We start from the raw sequence: 16526 nt of genomic DNA, 5'->3' as shown, positions 1-16526 counted from the left end.
TCGGCCGTATCCTCGACAACTTCGAGCGCCTCGCCAAAAAATGGGCCCCAAAGCCGCGCAAACCAAAAGCCGCACCCAGAAGCCTCTGATCAATATAGCACGGCTGCGGCCTTCGGCGGATGCTTACACAGAAAGCGCCTGCGCAGCCGCTTTCTCGAGGGCGGGGCGGCGGCAATGCCGGATTACGAATTGCTGGAGCTCCTCCTCTTCGGCGCCATCCCCCGGGCCGATGTGAAGCCGCTGGCCCGGGTGTTGATGGATCGCTTCGGCGGGCTGGCCGGGGTCATCACCGCCCCGCCTGCGCAGCTCATGCAGGTCGAGGGCGTGGGCGAGACCGTGCTCACCGCGCTGAAACTGGCCGAGGCGGTGGCGCTGCGCCTGACGCGGGCGCGGGTCCTGAACCGGCCGGTGATCTCGTCCTGGGAGGCGCTGCTCGACTATTGCCACACGGCGATGGCGCATCGCGAGGTCGAGCAGGCGCGCATCCTCTACCTCGACCGCAAGAATTGCCTGATCGCCGACGAGGAAACGGGGCAGGGGACGGTCGATCACGTCCCCCTCTACCCACGCGAGGTGTTGAAACGGGCGCTGGAACTGCAGGCCTCGGCGCTGATCCTGGTGCACAACCATCCCTCGGGCGATCCGACCCCCAGCGCGCAGGACATCGCCCTCACCGAACGGATCCGCCAGGGGGCCGAGGCGCTGTCGCTGGTGCTGCACGACCATCTGGTGATCGGCAAGGAACGCGAATTCAGCTTCCGGGCCGAGGGGCTGCTGTGAGCTTCCGGGCCGCACCAAAGCAAGACCCGGCGCCTTGGCGCCGGGTTCCAGGGGGCAGGGCCCGGTTCGTTCAGTTGTTCAGCGCGATCTGCATGTCCGGCAACACGCCCGGCAGGACCAGGAAACCGCCCTGACCATCGCAGACCGGCATGTCCAGCCGGATCTGGCGGATCTGCGCCGCCGCCGTCCCGTGCAGCTCGATCGTGTCGGCGCTCAGCGCCCGGCCGCAGGTCGCGTCGGTGATCGGCACCTCGATCTCCAGCGCCACGCGGCCGCTGCGCGGGGTCTCGCCGCGCGGATAGGAATAGATCTGCGCCAGATGCGAGCCGGTGATGCCGGGGTCGCCCAGCACGGTCAGGAAGCCCTGATCGGTGACGCCGGCCGTGCGCGGGTTCAGGTCGTAGACATGCCCGGCGTCGCCGTACCCCGCGCCGAATTCATAGGCGTTGAGCCGCATCTCGGCCGGAGCCTGCCATTGCAGCGCCACCCGCTCGACCGTGGCGAGGTCGGCGACCGGCGTCTCGTCCGATTGTTCACGGCCATCGGCGAAGCGGATGGTGACCTGCGCCACCTCGGTCAGGGCCGGGATCTGGGCCAGCAGCTGACCATCGGGCGACAGATGGGTGTCGAAGCTGAGCCCGGCATGCGACAGCGTCACCACCGCATCGCGGTCGCAGGGGGCATAGACGCTGGTTTCCAGCATGGCGCCGGGGGCCGGGGTCACCACCAGCCAGACGGCACAGGCGGCCAGTTCGGCCTGAAGCTGCGGGTCGAGCGGCGGGCTGGCCTCGGCCGCGTCGCTCTCGGTGGGGGGCTGGGGCAGCGTCTCGGCCTCGGCGATCTGGCGCAGCGTTTCCGTGGCGGGACCGGGCGCGGGGGCAACCGGAGTGCCGACATCGACACCGGGCAGGACGCTGGCCTGGCTCAGCCGGGGCGCGAGGGTCGGGGCAAGGACCGGAGCGGGGGCCGGGGCGGCGCCGCCGGGCGCGGCGATGACCGGCTGCGACAGGCCCTGGTCAGGCATCCGGGAGGCAAGCAGCGAGGGGCCCTCGGTGCCGGGCGCCGCCGTGGAGGTGGGCGCCAGCTGTGTGAGGCTGGTGGCCCCGGCGAAGGTTTCTGTGGGCGCGGCCGGGCTTGCGGCCGGGGCGGGCGTGTCCGTGGCGACAGCCTGCGGCTGGGCGGCCAGCAGGGCGGCTTCGCGGGCTTGTTGGAACTTGGTTCCCGCCGTGACGGCCGCGCCAAGGGCGACGGCGGTAATGGCGACGATGCGCACCCGTTTCATGACAGACTCCGACTCAAGATCCGTGTTGCTGTCAGTTTCGGCAGCAAAGCGGGCAGCTTTGGGGCGTCGGATAGGTTGTTTCGCGGCAGGGCAGAGCCGGGGAGAAGTGTCGTCGAGCCATCCGGTCACCCGGCTCAGGCCCTTGGATTCACAGGGGGAAACGACCCAAGCCAGGGCGCGGACGACCGTTTCGTCCGCGCCTTGTTCCTCGAGTTTTAGGCATTCAGGCGGCGGCTCAGCCCCGTTCCACCCGGCAATGGAAGCAATTGTTGCTGGCCGAGCGGATGTGCAGGAAGGCGACCTCGGGCCGTTGCAGAAGCGCCGCCGCGGCCTCGATCAGCCGGTCCGTCGCCACGACGCTGCCGGTGCCGTAGAGGATCCGCTCATCGGCCGAATAGCCGCGCAGGATATAGGCGGGCGAAGTCAGGAAGGGCGGCAGCCCGGTCATGGGCTCGGCCAGCGCGCCCGGCTCGGCCGACAGGAAGATCGGCCCGGTCTCGGTATAGGGGTTCAGCCCTTCGAACGGGCGATGGGCGACGATCAGATAGGGCGCGCCCTCGGGCAGGGGGCGCAGCGTGGCACGGCAGGGAACGCCGCCGCCGGTGACGAGCCGGTGCTCGGGCAGAAGGCCATAGGCATCGGCGCCGCCTGCGCGGTAATGGTCGGCGATGGATGCGGGCAGGGGATGGAAGACGGGCTGCATGGGAACCTCCGCTGTGGCAGTCCCCGCTTGTCCCGTCTTTGCCCCGCCGGTTCGACCCGGAAGCTGCGCAATCAGCCGCGCCAGAAGCGGGGCAGCACCAGCACCAGCACCGCGACCATCTCCAGCCGCCCCATCAGCATGGCCAGGATCATCAGCCATTTGGCGAAGGTCGGGAAACCGTCCAGGTCGCCGGTCGGCCCGACCTCGGCCCCCCAGACCGGCCCGACGTTGCAGATCGAGGTCCAGGCGGCAGTGAAGGCGGTCCGCATCTCCAGCCCGGAAAGCGACAGCAGCACGGTCAGCACGCCGAAGCCCACGACATAGGCGGTGAACATGACGACGACCGAGACGACGACTTCCTCGTCCAGCCGCCGCCCGTCCAGATGCATCGGGATCACCCGGTTGGGATAGACCAGCTGCTTGAGCTGGGTCTTGATCGCCTCGAACAGCACGAGGTAGCGGAACACCTTGATCGAGCAGCCGGTCGAGGCGGTGCAGGCGCCGATGAAGCCGACGACCACCAGCACCAGGATCGGGAAATCGCCCCAGGCGGTGACGTCATTGCTGCCAAAGCCGGTGCCCGAGAACATCGAGACGACGTTGAACGCGGTCTCGCGCAGCATCGGCTCGAAATCGCCCTCCTCGCGCAGGATGCGGAAGGCCAGGACGGCGCCGATCGCATAGAGCGTCCAGCGCAGATAGGCGCGGATCTGGATGTCGCTGAAGAGCGGCCTGTAGCTGCCGTTGATGAATTGCAGGTAGCGGATGAAGGGCAGGCCCGCGAGGAACATGAAGACGATGCCGACCCAATGCGCCGAGGCCGAGTAATGGGTGAACGAGGTGTCGCGGGTCGAAAAGCCCCCGGTCGACAGCGTCGAGAGAGCGTGGTTGACCGCGTCGAAGGCGTTCATCCCGGTCAGCAGGAAGGCCGCGGCGCAGAGGATGGTCAGCCCGGCGTAGATCTGCAGCAGCATCCAGCTGATGTCGGCGGCGCGGGGCAGCACCTTGCCCATCGTGTCGAAACCTTCCGAGCGGAAGTGCTGCATGCCGCCCACTTTCATCACCGGCAGGAAGATCAGCGCCACCAGCACGATCCCGAGGCCCCCCAGCCAATGCAGGATCGACCGCCAGAGCAGGATCCCGGGCGGCATGGAATCGAGCCCGGCAAAGACGGTGGCGCCGGTCGTGGTGAGGCCTGACATGGCCTCGAACATGGAATCGGTGAAGCTGATATGGTCGAAGGCCAACATGAAGGGCAGGCCGCCGAAAATCGGCAGCACGGTCCAGGAGAGCGTGGTCACCAGAAAGGATTGCCTGAGCGTCAGGCCAGAGGCATCGGTGCTGGCGGTGGCCAGCACCACGAGGCCGCCCGCGGTCACCGTGACGAAGGCCGAAATCAGGAAGATCCGCCAGTCGAGCGAGCCTGTCACCAGGTCGGCCAGCATCGGCACCAGCATGATGACCCCCAGCGCCACGAGCAGCCAGCCGATGATGTTCGCGACGGGTCGGAAGTCGATCATGGCACAGCCTTGGCGGCGCCCGCGCGCGGTGTCAAGCGCGGCCCGGGCGATGGTCAGTCACAGGCGGCAAGTGTGCAACGGGGGGCGATTTCGGCGGCGTCGCTGGCGCGGCAGAGTTCCGAGCCGGGGGTCATCACCGCCGCCGCGGCCGCCGCCGTTCCGGCCAGGAGCGCGGCGGCCCAATCCTCGGCTCCCGGGGCTTTTCCGGCCAGGCTCAGCGCGAAAGCGGCGGTGAAACTGTCACCCGCGCCGATCTTCGAGACGACCTCGACGTGCGGCGGGCGGGCGTGCAGGCGCTGGCGGGCGGTCGCGAGGACCGAGCCCTCGGCGCCGCGGGCGATCACCACGCACGCCGCGGCGCCCCGGGCGACCAGTGCCTGCGCCAGGTCGAGGCTGGCGGCGATGTCGGGAAGGGGGCGCCCAGCGATCCCCTCGGATTCGGCCTGATCCATGCGCAGGACCAGGGGCGCGGCATCGGGCGCCGGTCGGCTGACCAACGCGTCAAGGGCGGGGCCCGAGGTGTCGACGATCAGCCGCCCCGCCGGGCCGAGGCGCCGGGCCAGGGCCTGCGGGAACCCGGCGCGCATTCCGGGCGGCTGGCTGCCGCTGAGGACGATGACCGCGCCGGGGCCGATGGCCGCGGCCTCGGTGGCGATCAGCGCCTCCATCGTGGCCTCCAGCGCCGGGGTCCAGTCGGGGCCGGGCATCTGCAGGCGGAACTGGCCCCCCGTGGCGCGGTCGGTGACGGCGAGGTTCTGGCGCGTCTCGCCCGGGACCGGAAATTCGGCCAGCGACACGCCGGTCCCGGCCATCAGCGCCGCGAACCGCGCCCCCGTCACGCCCCCCAGCGCGGCGATGGCCCGGGGATGGCCGCCCAGCTTGGCCGCGGCGCGGGCCACGTTGATGCCGCCTCCGCCCGGTTCGGTGACCGGCGCATCGAGGCGCAGTTTCGGCCCGGCCTCGATCCGGTCGGCGGCGCTGGAGACATCCAGCGCCGGGTTCAGGGTGACGGTGAGAAGGTCATGCATGGCGGGGCCGGTCCTGAGGATCGCGGCCGAGCCTAGCCCGGCCGCCCCCGGACCGGAAGGCCCACACGATCAGCCCGAATGGCTCAGCCCGCGTGGATCAGCGTCGAAAAGAGCCGCGGGTCCAGGCTGGCGCTGGCAAACGTCTCGCCCCGGGTCAGGACGCTGACCGCATCATGGCTGTGCAGGCTTTCCTGATGGCTGGCCACGACGCGGAAATCGCCGATCCGCGCGTCATCTTCCAGCACCTCGCAGAAAAGGCGCGCGGCGTCTTCCACGAAGATCGGATTGGCGGCGTTGAGTTCGGCGAAGGCCTGTTCGTCCTCGCGCTTGACCATGACCTGCGTTTCGGTCGGCACGGCCCGGCGGCACAGGTCGATCAGATCCTCGAACCACAGCACCTTGCCGGGCAGCACCTCGACCGAGAGCCGCGCGACCGAACGCTGCGAATGCGGCGTCGCCAGCTGGCCGCGACCGGCCCGGGCGTGCTCGCTCAATTCCAGCGAACAGGGGCAGGTCGAGGAATAGACGTAATCGAGGTGCAGGAACTGCCGGCGGACACCGGCCTGATCGACCAGCTCCAGCGCGATGTCGTAATATTGCCAGCCCATCAGGCCCGAGCGCAGGCTTTCCACCTTCATCGGGAAGGAGAACCGCATCTGGATCCGGGCGTCGAAGGACTCGAGGTCGGCCTTGTAATCATCGAGCGCGGCGGCGATCACCCAGACGCTGAACTGTTTTTCGGCGTGCTGGTAGAAGCTGCGCATGATGCGCGACATGTTGATGCCCTTCTTGTCGGCCTCGAGGCTGACCGTCCCGGTCACCGAGGCCTGAAGGGTCACGTCGCCCCCCTCGCGCGTGCGAAAGCGCACGGGCAGGCGGAAGTTCGAGATGCCGACATGCTGGATCGGCCGGTTGGCGCCGCGGATCAGGCTGGCCGGGCCGTTCTGAAGGTCCGGCATGGTCCGCTTGTAGCTTTCGTCGGGGACGAAATGCGCCGGATACTCGCGCGACATCACCGGATAGGCGGGGTCCGGCAGGCCGGGGATCAGCCGCAGAAGCCGCGGGTCGAGGCCCGCGATCTCGTCATCGCTGGCCCGGTCGGCCCAGGCGCGCAGGGTATCGAGCGCGGCCTCGGCCTCGGTCCGGCTGGGTTCGCGGTTCCCGATGGGCTGTTGGATGTTCATTGGCTTCGACCCCTCCGTTCGTCGCGACCCGTAACGTAAGCCGTTATCGCGCGCATTCAACGCTTATACGAAGCGGCGGCGGTCTGGATCACCACCCGCCGTTTCCTAAAGGCGCGACAGGGCACCCATCACGTCGGCCAGCAGGTCCTCGGTCGCCTCCAGCCCCACCGACAGCCGGATCAGGCCGGGGGTGATTCCCAAAAGCGCCTTCTGGTCGTCGGGCAGGCGCTGGTGGGTGGTGGTGGCCGGATGCGTGGCGATGGTGCGCGCATCGCCCAGGTTGTTGGAGATCAGCACCACCGCCAGCGCGTCCATGAAGGCGAAGGCCGCCTCCTTGCCGCCCTTGAGGTCGAAGGCCAGCACCGTGCCGGGCCCGCCCATCGTCGCCTTGGCCACGCCATGCTGGGGATGGCTGGCCAGACCCGGGAACAGGACCGTGGCGATGGCGGGATGGCCCTCCAGCGCCTCGGCCAGCGCCTGGGCCGAAGCGGCCTGCGCCTTGACCCGCAGTTCCAGCGTGGTCAGGCCGTTCAGCATCACCCAGGCGTTGAAGGGGCTCAGCGCCCCGCCGGTGTGCTTCATGTAGGGTTCGATCTTGCCGCGGATCAGCTCGCGCGGGCCGCAGATCACCCCGCCCAGGCAGCGGCCCTGACCGTCGATATGCTTGGTCGCGGAATAGACGATGAGATCGGCCCCGGCCTCGGCCGCCCGGCTGAAGACGGGCGTGGCGAAGGCGTTGTCGACCACCACCAGCGCGCCCGCCTTGTGGGCCAGGTCGCAGACAAGGGGCAGGTCGATCACCTCCAGCGTCGGGTTCGAGACGCTTTCGAGGAACACGACCTTGGCGGGCGTGGCCAGCGCCGCCTGCCATTGCCCGGCGTCGGTGCCGTCCACGAAATCGACGCTGACACCGAAGCGGCCCAGCACCTCTTCCAGCACGTAAAGACAGGAGCCGAACAGCGCGCGGCTCGCCACCACCCGGTCGCCCGCCCTGAGGAGCGCGGTCAGCGCGCCGGAAACGGCGGCCATGCCGCTGGCCGTGGCGAAAGCGTCCTCGGTCCCTTCGAGGGCGGCGATGCGGTCCTCGAAGGCGGCGACGGTCGGGTTGCCGTAGCGGGCATAGATGAATTCATCGGGCCCCGACTTGACGAAACGACGCTCGGCGGTCGCGGCATCGGGATAGGCGAAACCCTGGGTGAGGAAGATCGCCTCGGCCATCTCGCCGTACTGGCTGCGCCGCGCGCCGCCATGCACGGCGACCGTGCGGCTTTTCCATCCTGCGTTCGAGCCCGTATTCGCGGTCATCCCGTCGTCTCCCCGGCGGCCGAAACCGCACTGTCAACGCCGGCAGGAGGGGGCGTCGCCACTCCGCGATGCCCAGCCTCTTTAGCGGTTTCTTTTGCGTGGGCCGCAAGCCGGCACAAACCCCCACGATGCCCGCCGCATACGCCCAACAGGCCGCCGGGTCAATGCCACAAGGGCGCCCGCCGTCCCCTTGACGACGCAACATGGCCCCCGAATGGCCCATGCCCTGCCCACGAATCGCCCGGATTCACCGACATTTTGCCCCGGTGACGAAAGAACGACCGGATACGACTCAGATGAAACCCGCACTCATTGACAGTGTGTTGGACCAGTACGGGAGTGTTTCCCTTCAGGCGTTCGCCCTTGCGGCCTCGGTGTTCGGGGCGTCGATGCTGGGGTTCGGACGGATTGTCGATACGGCGCAGGCCCAGACGGTCATCGAAACCCCGGTGGCGCTGGCCATGCCGCAGACCGACCTGCGCATGACGGCCCAGGCCCGGCTCGATGTCGAGTCGGCGCTGCAGGGCATGAGCGACGCGGATCTGGCGCTGACCTATGCGCGGATCTTCGCGACGTTCCGCGACTATATCGGCGAGGACGACCTGAGCGTCGCCCGGGCGCTGGTCGATTATGCCCTGCTGACCGAGGCCGCGCTCGAGGCCCGGGGGATCCCGCGCCCGTCTGGAACCGAAAGCGCGCGGTCGATGTTGACCACCTACGAGCTGGCGCTCTGACCTTCCCGCCCGGTTATCGGATAACCGCCGCCCGTGTTCGCCTAGCGAGCCGGGGCCATGCATGCTGTGTCCATCAAGGGCGTGCAGGCTGAACGACGACCGCGCCACGGTCGACACACCACCGAACGCCCCGGGAACCGGGTCGAAACCCGGAATGCCCGAGAAACAAGGACCGACGACGTGAACTGACGCTTGAGATGAGGCCCCGCGATGACGCTGTTATCCCTCTCCGCCACCCGTTCCGGCCTGTCGCTGGCCGGTAGCGGCCAGGGTCCGGAAGCCGAGATCGCCCGCCGCCTCTCCCTGCTGCCGAAGGGCGCTCCCGTCGTCGTCATGGTCCATGGCAAGGGTTACCGCCCCGATTGCCCCGACCGCGATCCCCACCGCCTGATCCTCGCCGCCCGCCCCGGGCATGGCCGCAGCCGCAACGTCTCGTGGCCGCGCCGTCTGGGCTTTGCCCTGCCGGGACCGCGCCAGCCGCTGGGGCTCTGCATCGGCTTCGGCTGGGACAGCTCGGGCAGGCTCTGGCGCGCCACGGCCGAGGCGCAGGCCATGGCGCCGATGCTGGCCCGCCTCATCCATCTGGTGCGCCGCCTCGACCCCGGGCGCCGCGTCGACCTCTTCGGCCATTCGCTGGGCGCGCGGGTCATCCTCGGCGCGGTGCCGCTGGTAGGCGAAGGGGCGGTCGGCCGGGCGATCCTGCTGGCGGGCGCCGATTTCACCGGCCGGGCCGAGGCGGCGCTGGCCAGCCCCGCCGGGCGCCGGGCCGAATTCCTGAACATCACCACGCGGGAAAACGACCTGTTCGACTTCCTCTTCGAACGGGCCATCTCGCCCCTGGGCCGCAACGGCGCGCTGGGTCGGGGGCTGCCGGGGGCCGCGAACTGGCTCGACGTGCAGATCGACCATCCGGCCACCGGCGCGGCGCTGCGCGCCCTCGGCCTGCCGCTGGCCGCCCGCGCCGCGCGGATCTGCCATTGGTCGGTCTATCTGCGCCCGGGCGTCTTCCGCTTCTACCGCCGACTGATCCACGACCGCGAGCGGCTGACGCTGCCGGTACTGCGCGCCGCCCTCGATCAGGCGCCCGAGCCGCGCTGGAGCCGGTTCTGGGCCGAGATCCCGCTGCCGGGACGCCGCCCGGCCTGAGGTCAGCGTTCCCCGGTCCAGTGCTTCTCGATCAGGCGGTAATTGCCGATCAGGAAGACGAACATCACCGCCATCTGCCCGAACGTGTCCCACAACACATAGGTATCGGTCGAGAAATTGCGCCAGATCACCTCGTTCATCGCCGCGAAGGCGAGGAAGAACCAGGCCATGCGGCGGGTGAGGATCATCCAGCCCTCCTGATCGAGCGGCAGCGCCTGATCGAGCACATAGGCCAGCCACGACTGCCCGCGCCACAGACCGATGAAGAGGAGCAGGCCGAAGAGGCCGAAGATGAAGGTCGATTTCATCTTGAAGACCCGCTCGTCGTTCAGCAGCACCGTGGCGAGGCCGAGGATCAGCACCAGGATCAGCGTGGTCAGCTGCATCCGGCTCAGCCGCCCGGTCAGCAGGCGCATGGCGATGGTGGCCAGCAGCTGCAGCGGCACGAAGGCGATGACGGCGATGACGAAACCCTGATACTCGCGCCCGGCCAGGCTCACCGTGCTGTCGCGCATCCACAGATAGACACCGAGGAAGACGAGCAGCGGCCCGAATTCGAGCGCTTGCTTGACGAGCATCGAGGGCTCGGTGCGGGGCGTCTGGGACATGGGGGCTCCGGTCTGGTGAAACAGGCGCCATCTGACCCAAACCACCCTCTGAGCGCAAGGCAGGAACGAGGGAGGGGGTTTCGCCCTCGTTCCCCGCTGCCGCGGGCGCCTCAGGCGACCGGAGGCGGGGGTTGCCGCCCCCAGAGACCGCAAAGGCGGGGGGCTGCCGCCCCCCGCACCCCCCGCTTCAAGGAGGGTTTTCCACCCTCCTTGAAAATCCTCCCGAGGATATTTTCAGAACGAAGATGGGGGCAGGGAGCGCGCGTTGCCTCGGCTTGCTTGCATATGGACCCTGGGGCGGTGCCCTGGCCGCGTGCCGGGGGGGCAGCCAGGGGCGGCGCGGGTGGGGCGTGCCGGGAACCGGATCCTTCGTCTTCTCACCGCTTCCCAGTGAGAGATGCCTTGGCGTGTTCCGGTCGATGATTGTCCGGGAGCTAACCGTCCTGAAAGACCGAGGGGACGCGAAACTCCCCCGCAGCGACATGAAACGGCGTCGGACTGGGGGCGGCGCGGAAGGCCGCAGCCCACTCCCCTATCACTTTGCCAAAAATACGGCGGGGGGTCCGGGGGGCTGGCCCCCCGGGGTCAACCCAAGCGCTGCCCTCTCCGCGGCGGGAGGCGCGCGGGGTGGGCGGGTGGGAGCGTGCCTCCCGCCGCTGCGCGCCCGGCCTGCGGCACGGATCAGTAGCTGCGGATCAGCCCGACCAGGCGGCCCTGCACCTGCACCTGGTCGTCGCGCAGCATGCGCGTCTCATAGGCCGGGTTCGCGGCTTCCAGCGCGATCATCCCGCGCTGCCGGCGGAAGCGCTTCAGTGTCGCTTCCTGCCCCTCGACCAGCGCCACCACGATGTCGCCGTTGTCGGCCGTCGTCTGCTCGCGGATCACCACGATGTCGCCGTCATGGATCCCGGCCTCGATCATCGAATCGCCGCGGACTTCCAGCGCGTAATGGTCGCCCTTGCCGCCCAGCATCGAGCCCGGCACGGCGATATGGTGCGACACTTCGGAAATCGCCTCGATCGGCGTGCCGGCCGCTATGCGGCCCATCACCGGCAGGTCCATCGAACCGCTGCTGCTGACCGCCATCGCCCTTGCGGGCGCGGCGGGGGCCGGGGTCGCGGGCGTGGCGCCGCCGTCGATCACCCGGGCGACGCGCCCTTCGGCCATTTCGGGCATGCGCACCACCTCGATGGCGCGGGCGCGATGCGCCAGCCGCCGGATGAAGCCGCGCTCCTCCAGCGCGGTGATCAGCCGGTGGATCCCCGACTTCGAGCGCAGGTTCAGCGCATCCTTCATCTCGTCGAACGAGGGCGGGACGCCGTCGCGCTTCATCCGCGCGTCGATCAGTTCCAGAAGTTCGAGCTGTTTGCGGGTGAGCATCGCGTCCTCCAGCAGGCAAACGTCAGGCGTTTATCCCCTGTTCTACGCATGTTCCCGTTTTGTGTCAACACCGCGATCAGAGCGGCAGCACCGGGACTTCCTCGCCCGCCTTGCGGGGCCGGTCGCCCAGCGGGCGTTCCAGCAGGACATTGGCTTCGGACAGCACGCGCAGCAGCGAGGAATCCTGTTCCGCGAAGGGCGTCACCACCCCGTCTTTCAGCACCGCCCGCATGTAATGCGTGCGTGGCCCTGTGGGCCCCACATCCTGCGCCAGCCGCGCCAGCAGACGGGTCGGCAGCGCCTCGGTCAGGCCCTGCCAGCGGCGGACCAGCGGCGACAGAAACAGATGACCGGTGACGATGGCCGAGACCGGATTGCCCGGCAGGCCGAGGTATGGCACCGCGCCCAGCCGCCCGGCGATCAGGGGTTTGCCGGGCCGCATGGCGATCTTGTAGAAGGCGCGTTCCATCCCCAGCCCGGTGCCGACCTTGCCCACGAGGTCATAGTCGCCGACCGAGGCGCCGCCGATGGTGACGGCGATATCGGCTTTCGCCATCTCGGCCATGGCGGCCTCGAGCGCGTCTTCGCGGTCGGGCGCGATGGGCAGGATCACGCCTTTGCCGCCCGCTGCATCGACCATGGCTTTCAGCGCGAAGACGTTCGAAGCGATGATCTGGTCGGGGCCCGGGGCCTCGCCGGGCATCACCAGCTCGTCCCCGGTGGCCAGCAGCGCCACGCGCGGGCGGCGGGCGACGGTGACCTCGGCCACGTTCATCGCCGCCAGCAGGGCAAGGTCGGCGGGGCCGAGGCGCCGCGGCGCCTCCAGCGTGAAGCCTGCCGGGAAATCGACGCCTGCCACGCGGATATTGGGGCCGGAGCCGAGGTTCGGCTGGATGGTGATGCGGTCACCGTCGCGGGCCACGTCCTCCTGGATCACCACATGGTCGGCGCCTTCGGGGACCGGGGCGCCGGTGAAGATCCGCACCGCCTGACCGGGGGCAAGGCGCCCGTCCCAGCCATGCCCGGCGGCGCTTTCGCCGACCACGGTGAAGCGGGCGCCGATCGCCAGTTCCGCGTCCCGCACCGCATAGCCATCCATCGCCGCCGAGGCGAAGGGCGGCTGGGCGCGGCCGGTCGCTGCGCTGCGGGCAAGCACCCGGCCCGCGGCCTGGACCAGCGGAACAGTCTCGACCCCGGGCGCGCCCGGGATCAGGGCCAGGCACAGGGCCTGCGCTTCCTCGACGCCGATCATGCGCGGGGCTCCTTCACTTGTGCTTCTTCCCAGGCGGCGTAGGTCTGGCCGCTGGGGACGTGCAGCCACGAGGTCCGCCCGTTCGCCGACCGTCCTGCGACCACGGCCGCGGCCGCCGAGGGGCTTGAGAAGGCGAAATCGGCGGTCATGACTGCGGCGTCGCCGTCCATGCGGATCGTTCCGTTGGCGACGAGCTCATCGTGCAGACCAAAGTAATGCGTGTTGTGCTTGCGGTCCCCGACCCAGGCATTCCGCACGACCGATCCTGCATGAACGATCATTTCGCCATCGCGCAGGGTGGCCCTGGCGGCCACGCCGTGCCGAGGCACCCGAAACTCGAAGACCGGATCGGCCGATGCGTGAGACGACGGTGCCTTGGCCTCGACCGACCGGCGCTTGTCGAGGAACGCGTCGATGCGGATCGCGGGCAGCACCATCATCAGCGTCTCGATAAAGCTCTCCATCGAGGCGGTCGCGGCCTCGGAGAGGCTGCTGCGCGTCGGCGTATTGCTGTTGTCGAGGTCGACGGCGCCGACCGAGCGGGCGATCTCGACCAGGCGGGATTCCAGGTATTTGACATGGGCTTTATGAAGCGCGTCCGACGCGGTGGAGATGAGCGCCACCGTCTCCCACCAATCCTTGCCCGAAACATGCCCGCGCATCCGCTCGCGCATATCCTCGGCCTCGCCGACATAAAGCCGCGTGCGGCCCTCGACCTCGCCCAGCAGCAGGTAGACGCCGGTGTGTCCCGCCTCGCGACGGTCGAGCGCCTCGCGCAGCTGGGTCCGGGGGGCGCGCAGGACGTGGCCGGTCCAGTTGAACACCTCGGCAGTCAGCATGCCGTCGGGGCGGCCATCGACGAAGAAGAGTTCCAGCGACCGGCCGCGCGTGTTCACCCCGTCCCCCGCTCGTAGGTGCCCGACTTGCCGCCTTCCTTGCGCAGGACCGCGATGCCGCCGATTTCCATGCCCTTCTCGACCGCTTTCAGCATGTCGTAAACCGTCAGCGCGGCGACCGAGGCGGCGGTCAGGGCTTCCATCTCGACGCCCGTCTGGCCGGTGGTCTTCACTTCCGCAGTGATACGGACGCCCGGCAAGGCCTCGTCGGGGACCAGATCGACGGCGACCTTGGTGATCGGCAGGGGATGGCAGAGGGGGATCAGTGCGCTGGTCTGCTTGGCGGCCATGATGCCCGCCAGACGGGCCACGCCCAGCACGTCGCCCTTTTTCGCCGTGCCGGCGATGACATGGGCCAGCGTCTGAGGCTGCATGACCACATGGGCGCAGGCGGTGGCCACGCGCGAGGTCACCGGCTTTTCGGACACGTCGACCATCACCGCCCGGCCCTCTGCGTCGAAATGCGTCAGGCCGGTCATGACGCGATCCGCACAGGCGCCGGATCGGCCAGCAGGGCGCGGGTCGCCCCGGCCACATCCGCCTGCCGCATCAGGCTTTCGCCGATCAGGAAGCAGCGCGCGCCATGACCGGCCATGTCGGCCAGATCGGCGGGGGTGAAGAGGCCGCTTTCGCAGACCAGCCTGCGCCCGGCGGGGACCCGGGCGGCCAGCGTGCGGGTCGTATCGAGCGACAGCTCGAAAGTCTTCAGGTTGCGGTTGTTGACCCCGATCAGCGGCGATTTCAACGCCAGCGCGCGGTCCAGTTCGGCCCCGTCATGCACCTCGATCAGCACATCCATGCCCCAGGCGAGGGCGGCGTCCTCCAGCTCGGCCGCCTGCGCGTCCGAGACCGAGGCCATGATGATGAGGATGCAATCGGCGCCCCAGGCGCGGGCCTCGGCCACCTGATAGGTGTCATAGAGGAAATCCTTGCGCAGGCAGGGCAGGTCCACCGCCGCCCGGGCCGCCGTCAGAAACTCGGGCGCGCCCTGAAAGCTGGGGGCATCGGTCAGCACCGACAGGCAGGTGGCGCCGCCCGCCTGATAGGCCCGGGCCAGCGCCGGCGGGTCGAAATCGGGGCGGATCAGACCCTTGGAGGGGCTCGCCTTCTTGATCTCGGCAATCAGCCCGTAGCCGGTGGTCGAGGCGCGGGTCAGCGCCGCGGCAAAGCCCCGGGGGGCGGAGGCGGCGCGGGCCTGATCCTCGAGCGTCGCGAGGGGCAGCCGGGCCTTGGCGGCGGCCACTTCCTCCAGCTTGTAGGCCTTGATCCGGTCGAGAATGCTTGCCATGGCGGGCCCTCCTTGCGCGTCCTGACTAGCGTCAGAACGCGGCGAAGGAAAGCCGCCAATGCCCCGAAGGGCGGCTCAGAGCGCCGCCTCGATCTCGGCCACGATGCCGCTGAGGATCTCGTCCAGCAGCGCCGGATCCTCGCATTCGCCCATGACGCGGACCAGCGGCTCGGTGCCGGATTTGCGGATCAGCAGCCGCCCGCGCCCGATGAGCCGCGCCTCGGCATCGCGCACCGCGGCCTTGACGGCGGCGGCCTCCATCGGTGCCTGACCGGCGCCGAACCGCACGTTGCGCAATTGCTGCGGCACCGGGTCGAACTGGCGGGTCAGGGCCGAGGCGGGGTTGCCGGTCTCGGCCATGGCCAGCAGGAATTGCAGCCCGGCGATCAGCCCGTCACCGGTGGTGGCGTAATCGGTCATCACGATATGGCCCGATTGCTCGCCGCCGAGGTTGAAGCCCCGGTTGCGCATCCGTTCGACCACATAGCGGTCGCCCACATTGGTGCGTTCCAGATGCAGGCCCTGACCCTGAAGGAACCGCTCGAGCCCGAGGTTCGACATGACCGTCGCCACCAGCGTGCCGTCGTTCAGTCGCTCCTCGGCGGCCCAGCGGCTGGCGAAAAGCGCCATGATCTGGTCGCCATCGGCCACCTGGCCATTCTCGTCGAGGATCAGCACCCGGTCGGCGTCGCCGTCAAGGCAGATGCCGATATCGGCGCCATGGGCCACGACCGTCTCGGCCGCCAGCTGCGGCTTGGTCGAGCCCACGCCATCGTTGATGTTGCGGCCGTTGGGGCTGACCCCCAGCGGGATGACCTCGGCGCCAAGCTCCCACAGGACCTCGGGCGCGGCCTTGTAGGCGGCGCCATTGGCGCAATCGACGACGACCTTGAGGCCGCTCAGCCGCGCGCCCCGGGGCAGGGTGGTCTTGGCGTATTCGACATAGCGGCCGCGACCGTCCTCGATGCGCTTGGCGCGACCGATGTCGCCGGGCGCGGCCAGCTCGCACTCGCCCTCGAGGATCGCCTCGATCTCGGCCTCGGCCTCATCGGACAGCTTGAACCCGTCGGGGCCGAAGAACTTGATGCCGTTGTCGCTGGCCGGGTTGTGGCTGGCCGAGATCATGATGCCGACATCGGCCCGCATCGAGCGGGTCAGGAACCCCACCGCAGGCGTCGGCACCGGACCCAGCAGCAGCACGTTCATGCCGGTGGAGGTGAGGCCCGCGGTCAGCGCGTTCTCCAGCATGTAGCAGCTGAGCCGCGTGTCCTTGCCGATCACCACCCGGTGGCCGTTCTTGCCGTCCTGCCGGAAATACCGCCCGGCGGCGGCGCCCAGTTTCAAGGCCAGCTCGGCCGTCATCGGCCAGGAATTGGCCTGTCCGCGCACCCCATCGGTGCCAAAGAGCTTTCTCGTCATA

General features: G+C 69.3%; 16 protein-coding genes and 1 riboswitch. Of the genes, 3 read left to right on the top strand and 13 right to left on the bottom strand.

Annotated features, from left to right (window positions below; all coding sequences use genetic code 11):
* On the top strand, nt 1-780 hold a 780-nt coding region (gene radC / locus DDE23_RS24560; protein WP_420330179.1), incomplete at its 5' end, for a RadC family protein.
* A 70-nt stretch (nt 781-850) separates the two neighbouring features.
* On the opposite strand, the gene DDE23_RS24555 is transcribed toward radC, so the two are convergent.
* The 6 genes from DDE23_RS24555 to metZ all read right to left on the bottom strand — a co-directional run bounded on the left by DDE23_RS24555 (nt 851) and on the right by metZ (nt 7802).
* Nucleotides 851-2062 (bottom strand): hypothetical protein, encoded by a 1212-nt coding sequence (locus tag DDE23_RS24555; protein ID WP_107755203.1) that lies wholly within the window; start codon nt 2060-2062, stop codon nt 851-853.
* A 235-nt stretch (nt 2063-2297) separates the two neighbouring features.
* Nucleotides 2298-2765: a DUF1203 domain-containing protein gene (locus tag DDE23_RS24550; protein WP_107755202.1), complete on the bottom strand. Its 468-nt coding sequence runs from the start codon at nt 2763-2765 to the stop codon at nt 2298-2300.
* 71 nt (nt 2766-2836) lie between these two features.
* Nucleotides 2837-4285 carry a TrkH family potassium uptake protein gene (locus tag DDE23_RS24545; protein WP_107755201.1) on the bottom strand — a complete coding sequence of 483 codons (1449 nt, stop codon included), beginning with the start codon at nt 4283-4285 and terminating at the stop codon, nt 2837-2839.
* Nucleotides 4286-4338: 53 nt separating this feature from the next.
* A complete protein-coding gene (locus DDE23_RS24540; RefSeq protein ID WP_107755200.1) occupies nt 4339-5313 on the bottom strand; it encodes a 1-phosphofructokinase family hexose kinase in 975 nt (324 codons plus the stop codon).
* 83 nt (nt 5314-5396) lie between these two features.
* The gene (gene folE2, locus DDE23_RS24535) at nt 5397-6497 is read right to left on the bottom strand and encodes a GTP cyclohydrolase FolE2 (RefSeq protein ID WP_107755199.1); all 1101 of its coding nucleotides are present in this window, start codon (nt 6495-6497) and stop codon (nt 5397-5399) included.
* A 105-nt stretch (nt 6498-6602) separates the two neighbouring features.
* On the bottom strand, nt 6603-7802 hold the full coding sequence (metZ, locus tag DDE23_RS24530) for an O-succinylhomoserine sulfhydrylase (protein WP_107755198.1): 1200 nt from the start codon (nt 7800-7802) through the stop codon (nt 6603-6605).
* Nucleotides 7803-7862: 60 nt separating this feature from the next.
* A riboswitch (SAM riboswitch) is annotated at nt 7863-7939 on the bottom strand.
* A gap of 159 nt (nt 7940-8098) precedes the next feature.
* On the opposite strand from metZ, the gene DDE23_RS24525 reads away from it, so the two are divergent.
* Together DDE23_RS24525 and DDE23_RS24520 are read left to right on the top strand one after the other, a co-directional pair.
* A complete protein-coding gene (locus tag DDE23_RS24525; protein ID WP_133239607.1) occupies nt 8099-8536 on the top strand; it encodes a hypothetical protein in 438 nt (145 codons plus the stop codon).
* A gap of 210 nt (nt 8537-8746) precedes the next feature.
* The gene (locus DDE23_RS24520) at nt 8747-9682 is read left to right on the top strand and encodes an alpha/beta hydrolase family protein (RefSeq protein WP_107755196.1); all 936 of its coding nucleotides are present in this window, start codon (nt 8747-8749) and stop codon (nt 9680-9682) included.
* A gap of 2 nt (nt 9683-9684) precedes the next feature.
* Here the strand turns inward: DDE23_RS24520 and DDE23_RS24515 are convergent, their stop codons facing one another.
* The 7 genes from DDE23_RS24515 to glmM all read right to left on the bottom strand — a co-directional run bounded on the left by DDE23_RS24515 (nt 9685) and on the right by glmM (nt 16525).
* Complete coding sequence (locus DDE23_RS24515) at nt 9685-10290, bottom strand: inner membrane-spanning protein YciB (RefSeq protein ID WP_107755195.1); 606 nt, start codon at nt 10288-10290, stop codon at nt 9685-9687.
* 681 nt (nt 10291-10971) lie between these two features.
* A complete protein-coding gene (lexA, locus tag DDE23_RS24510) occupies nt 10972-11670 on the bottom strand; it encodes a transcriptional repressor LexA (protein WP_107755194.1) in 699 nt (232 codons plus the stop codon).
* 76 nt (nt 11671-11746) lie between these two features.
* Nucleotides 11747-12922, bottom strand: a complete 1176-nt coding sequence (locus DDE23_RS24505) for a molybdopterin molybdotransferase MoeA (protein ID WP_107755193.1) — start codon at nt 12920-12922, stop codon at nt 11747-11749.
* Nucleotides 12919-13818 carry a GIY-YIG nuclease family protein gene (locus DDE23_RS24500; RefSeq protein ID WP_202863322.1) on the bottom strand — a complete coding sequence of 300 codons (900 nt, stop codon included), beginning with the start codon at nt 13816-13818 and terminating at the stop codon, nt 12919-12921. Before DDE23_RS24500 ends, DDE23_RS24505 begins: the two co-directional genes overlap by 4 nt.
* Nucleotides 13815-14297 (bottom strand): cyclic pyranopterin monophosphate synthase MoaC, encoded by a 483-nt coding sequence (moaC, locus tag DDE23_RS24495; protein WP_107755192.1) that lies wholly within the window; start codon nt 14295-14297, stop codon nt 13815-13817. Before moaC ends, DDE23_RS24500 begins: the two co-directional genes overlap by 4 nt.
* Nucleotides 14294-15106: an indole-3-glycerol phosphate synthase TrpC gene (gene trpC, locus DDE23_RS24490; protein ID WP_107755191.1), complete on the bottom strand. Its 813-nt coding sequence runs from the start codon at nt 15104-15106 to the stop codon at nt 14294-14296. The genes moaC and trpC overlap by 4 nt, the downstream gene beginning before the upstream one ends.
* 75 nt (nt 15107-15181) lie before the next feature.
* Nucleotides 15182-16525, bottom strand: a complete 1344-nt coding sequence (gene glmM / locus DDE23_RS24485; protein WP_107755190.1) for a phosphoglucosamine mutase — start codon at nt 16523-16525, stop codon at nt 15182-15184.
* Nucleotide 16526: the final 1 nt, after the last annotated feature.

Source organism: Pararhodobacter aggregans (assembly GCF_003075525.1).
In the GTDB taxonomy this organism is placed as follows: Bacteria; Pseudomonadota; Alphaproteobacteria; order Rhodobacterales; family Rhodobacteraceae; genus Pararhodobacter; species Pararhodobacter aggregans.
Note: the sequence above shows the minus strand (reverse complement) of the source record. Positions and strands in the feature narration are given on the sequence as shown.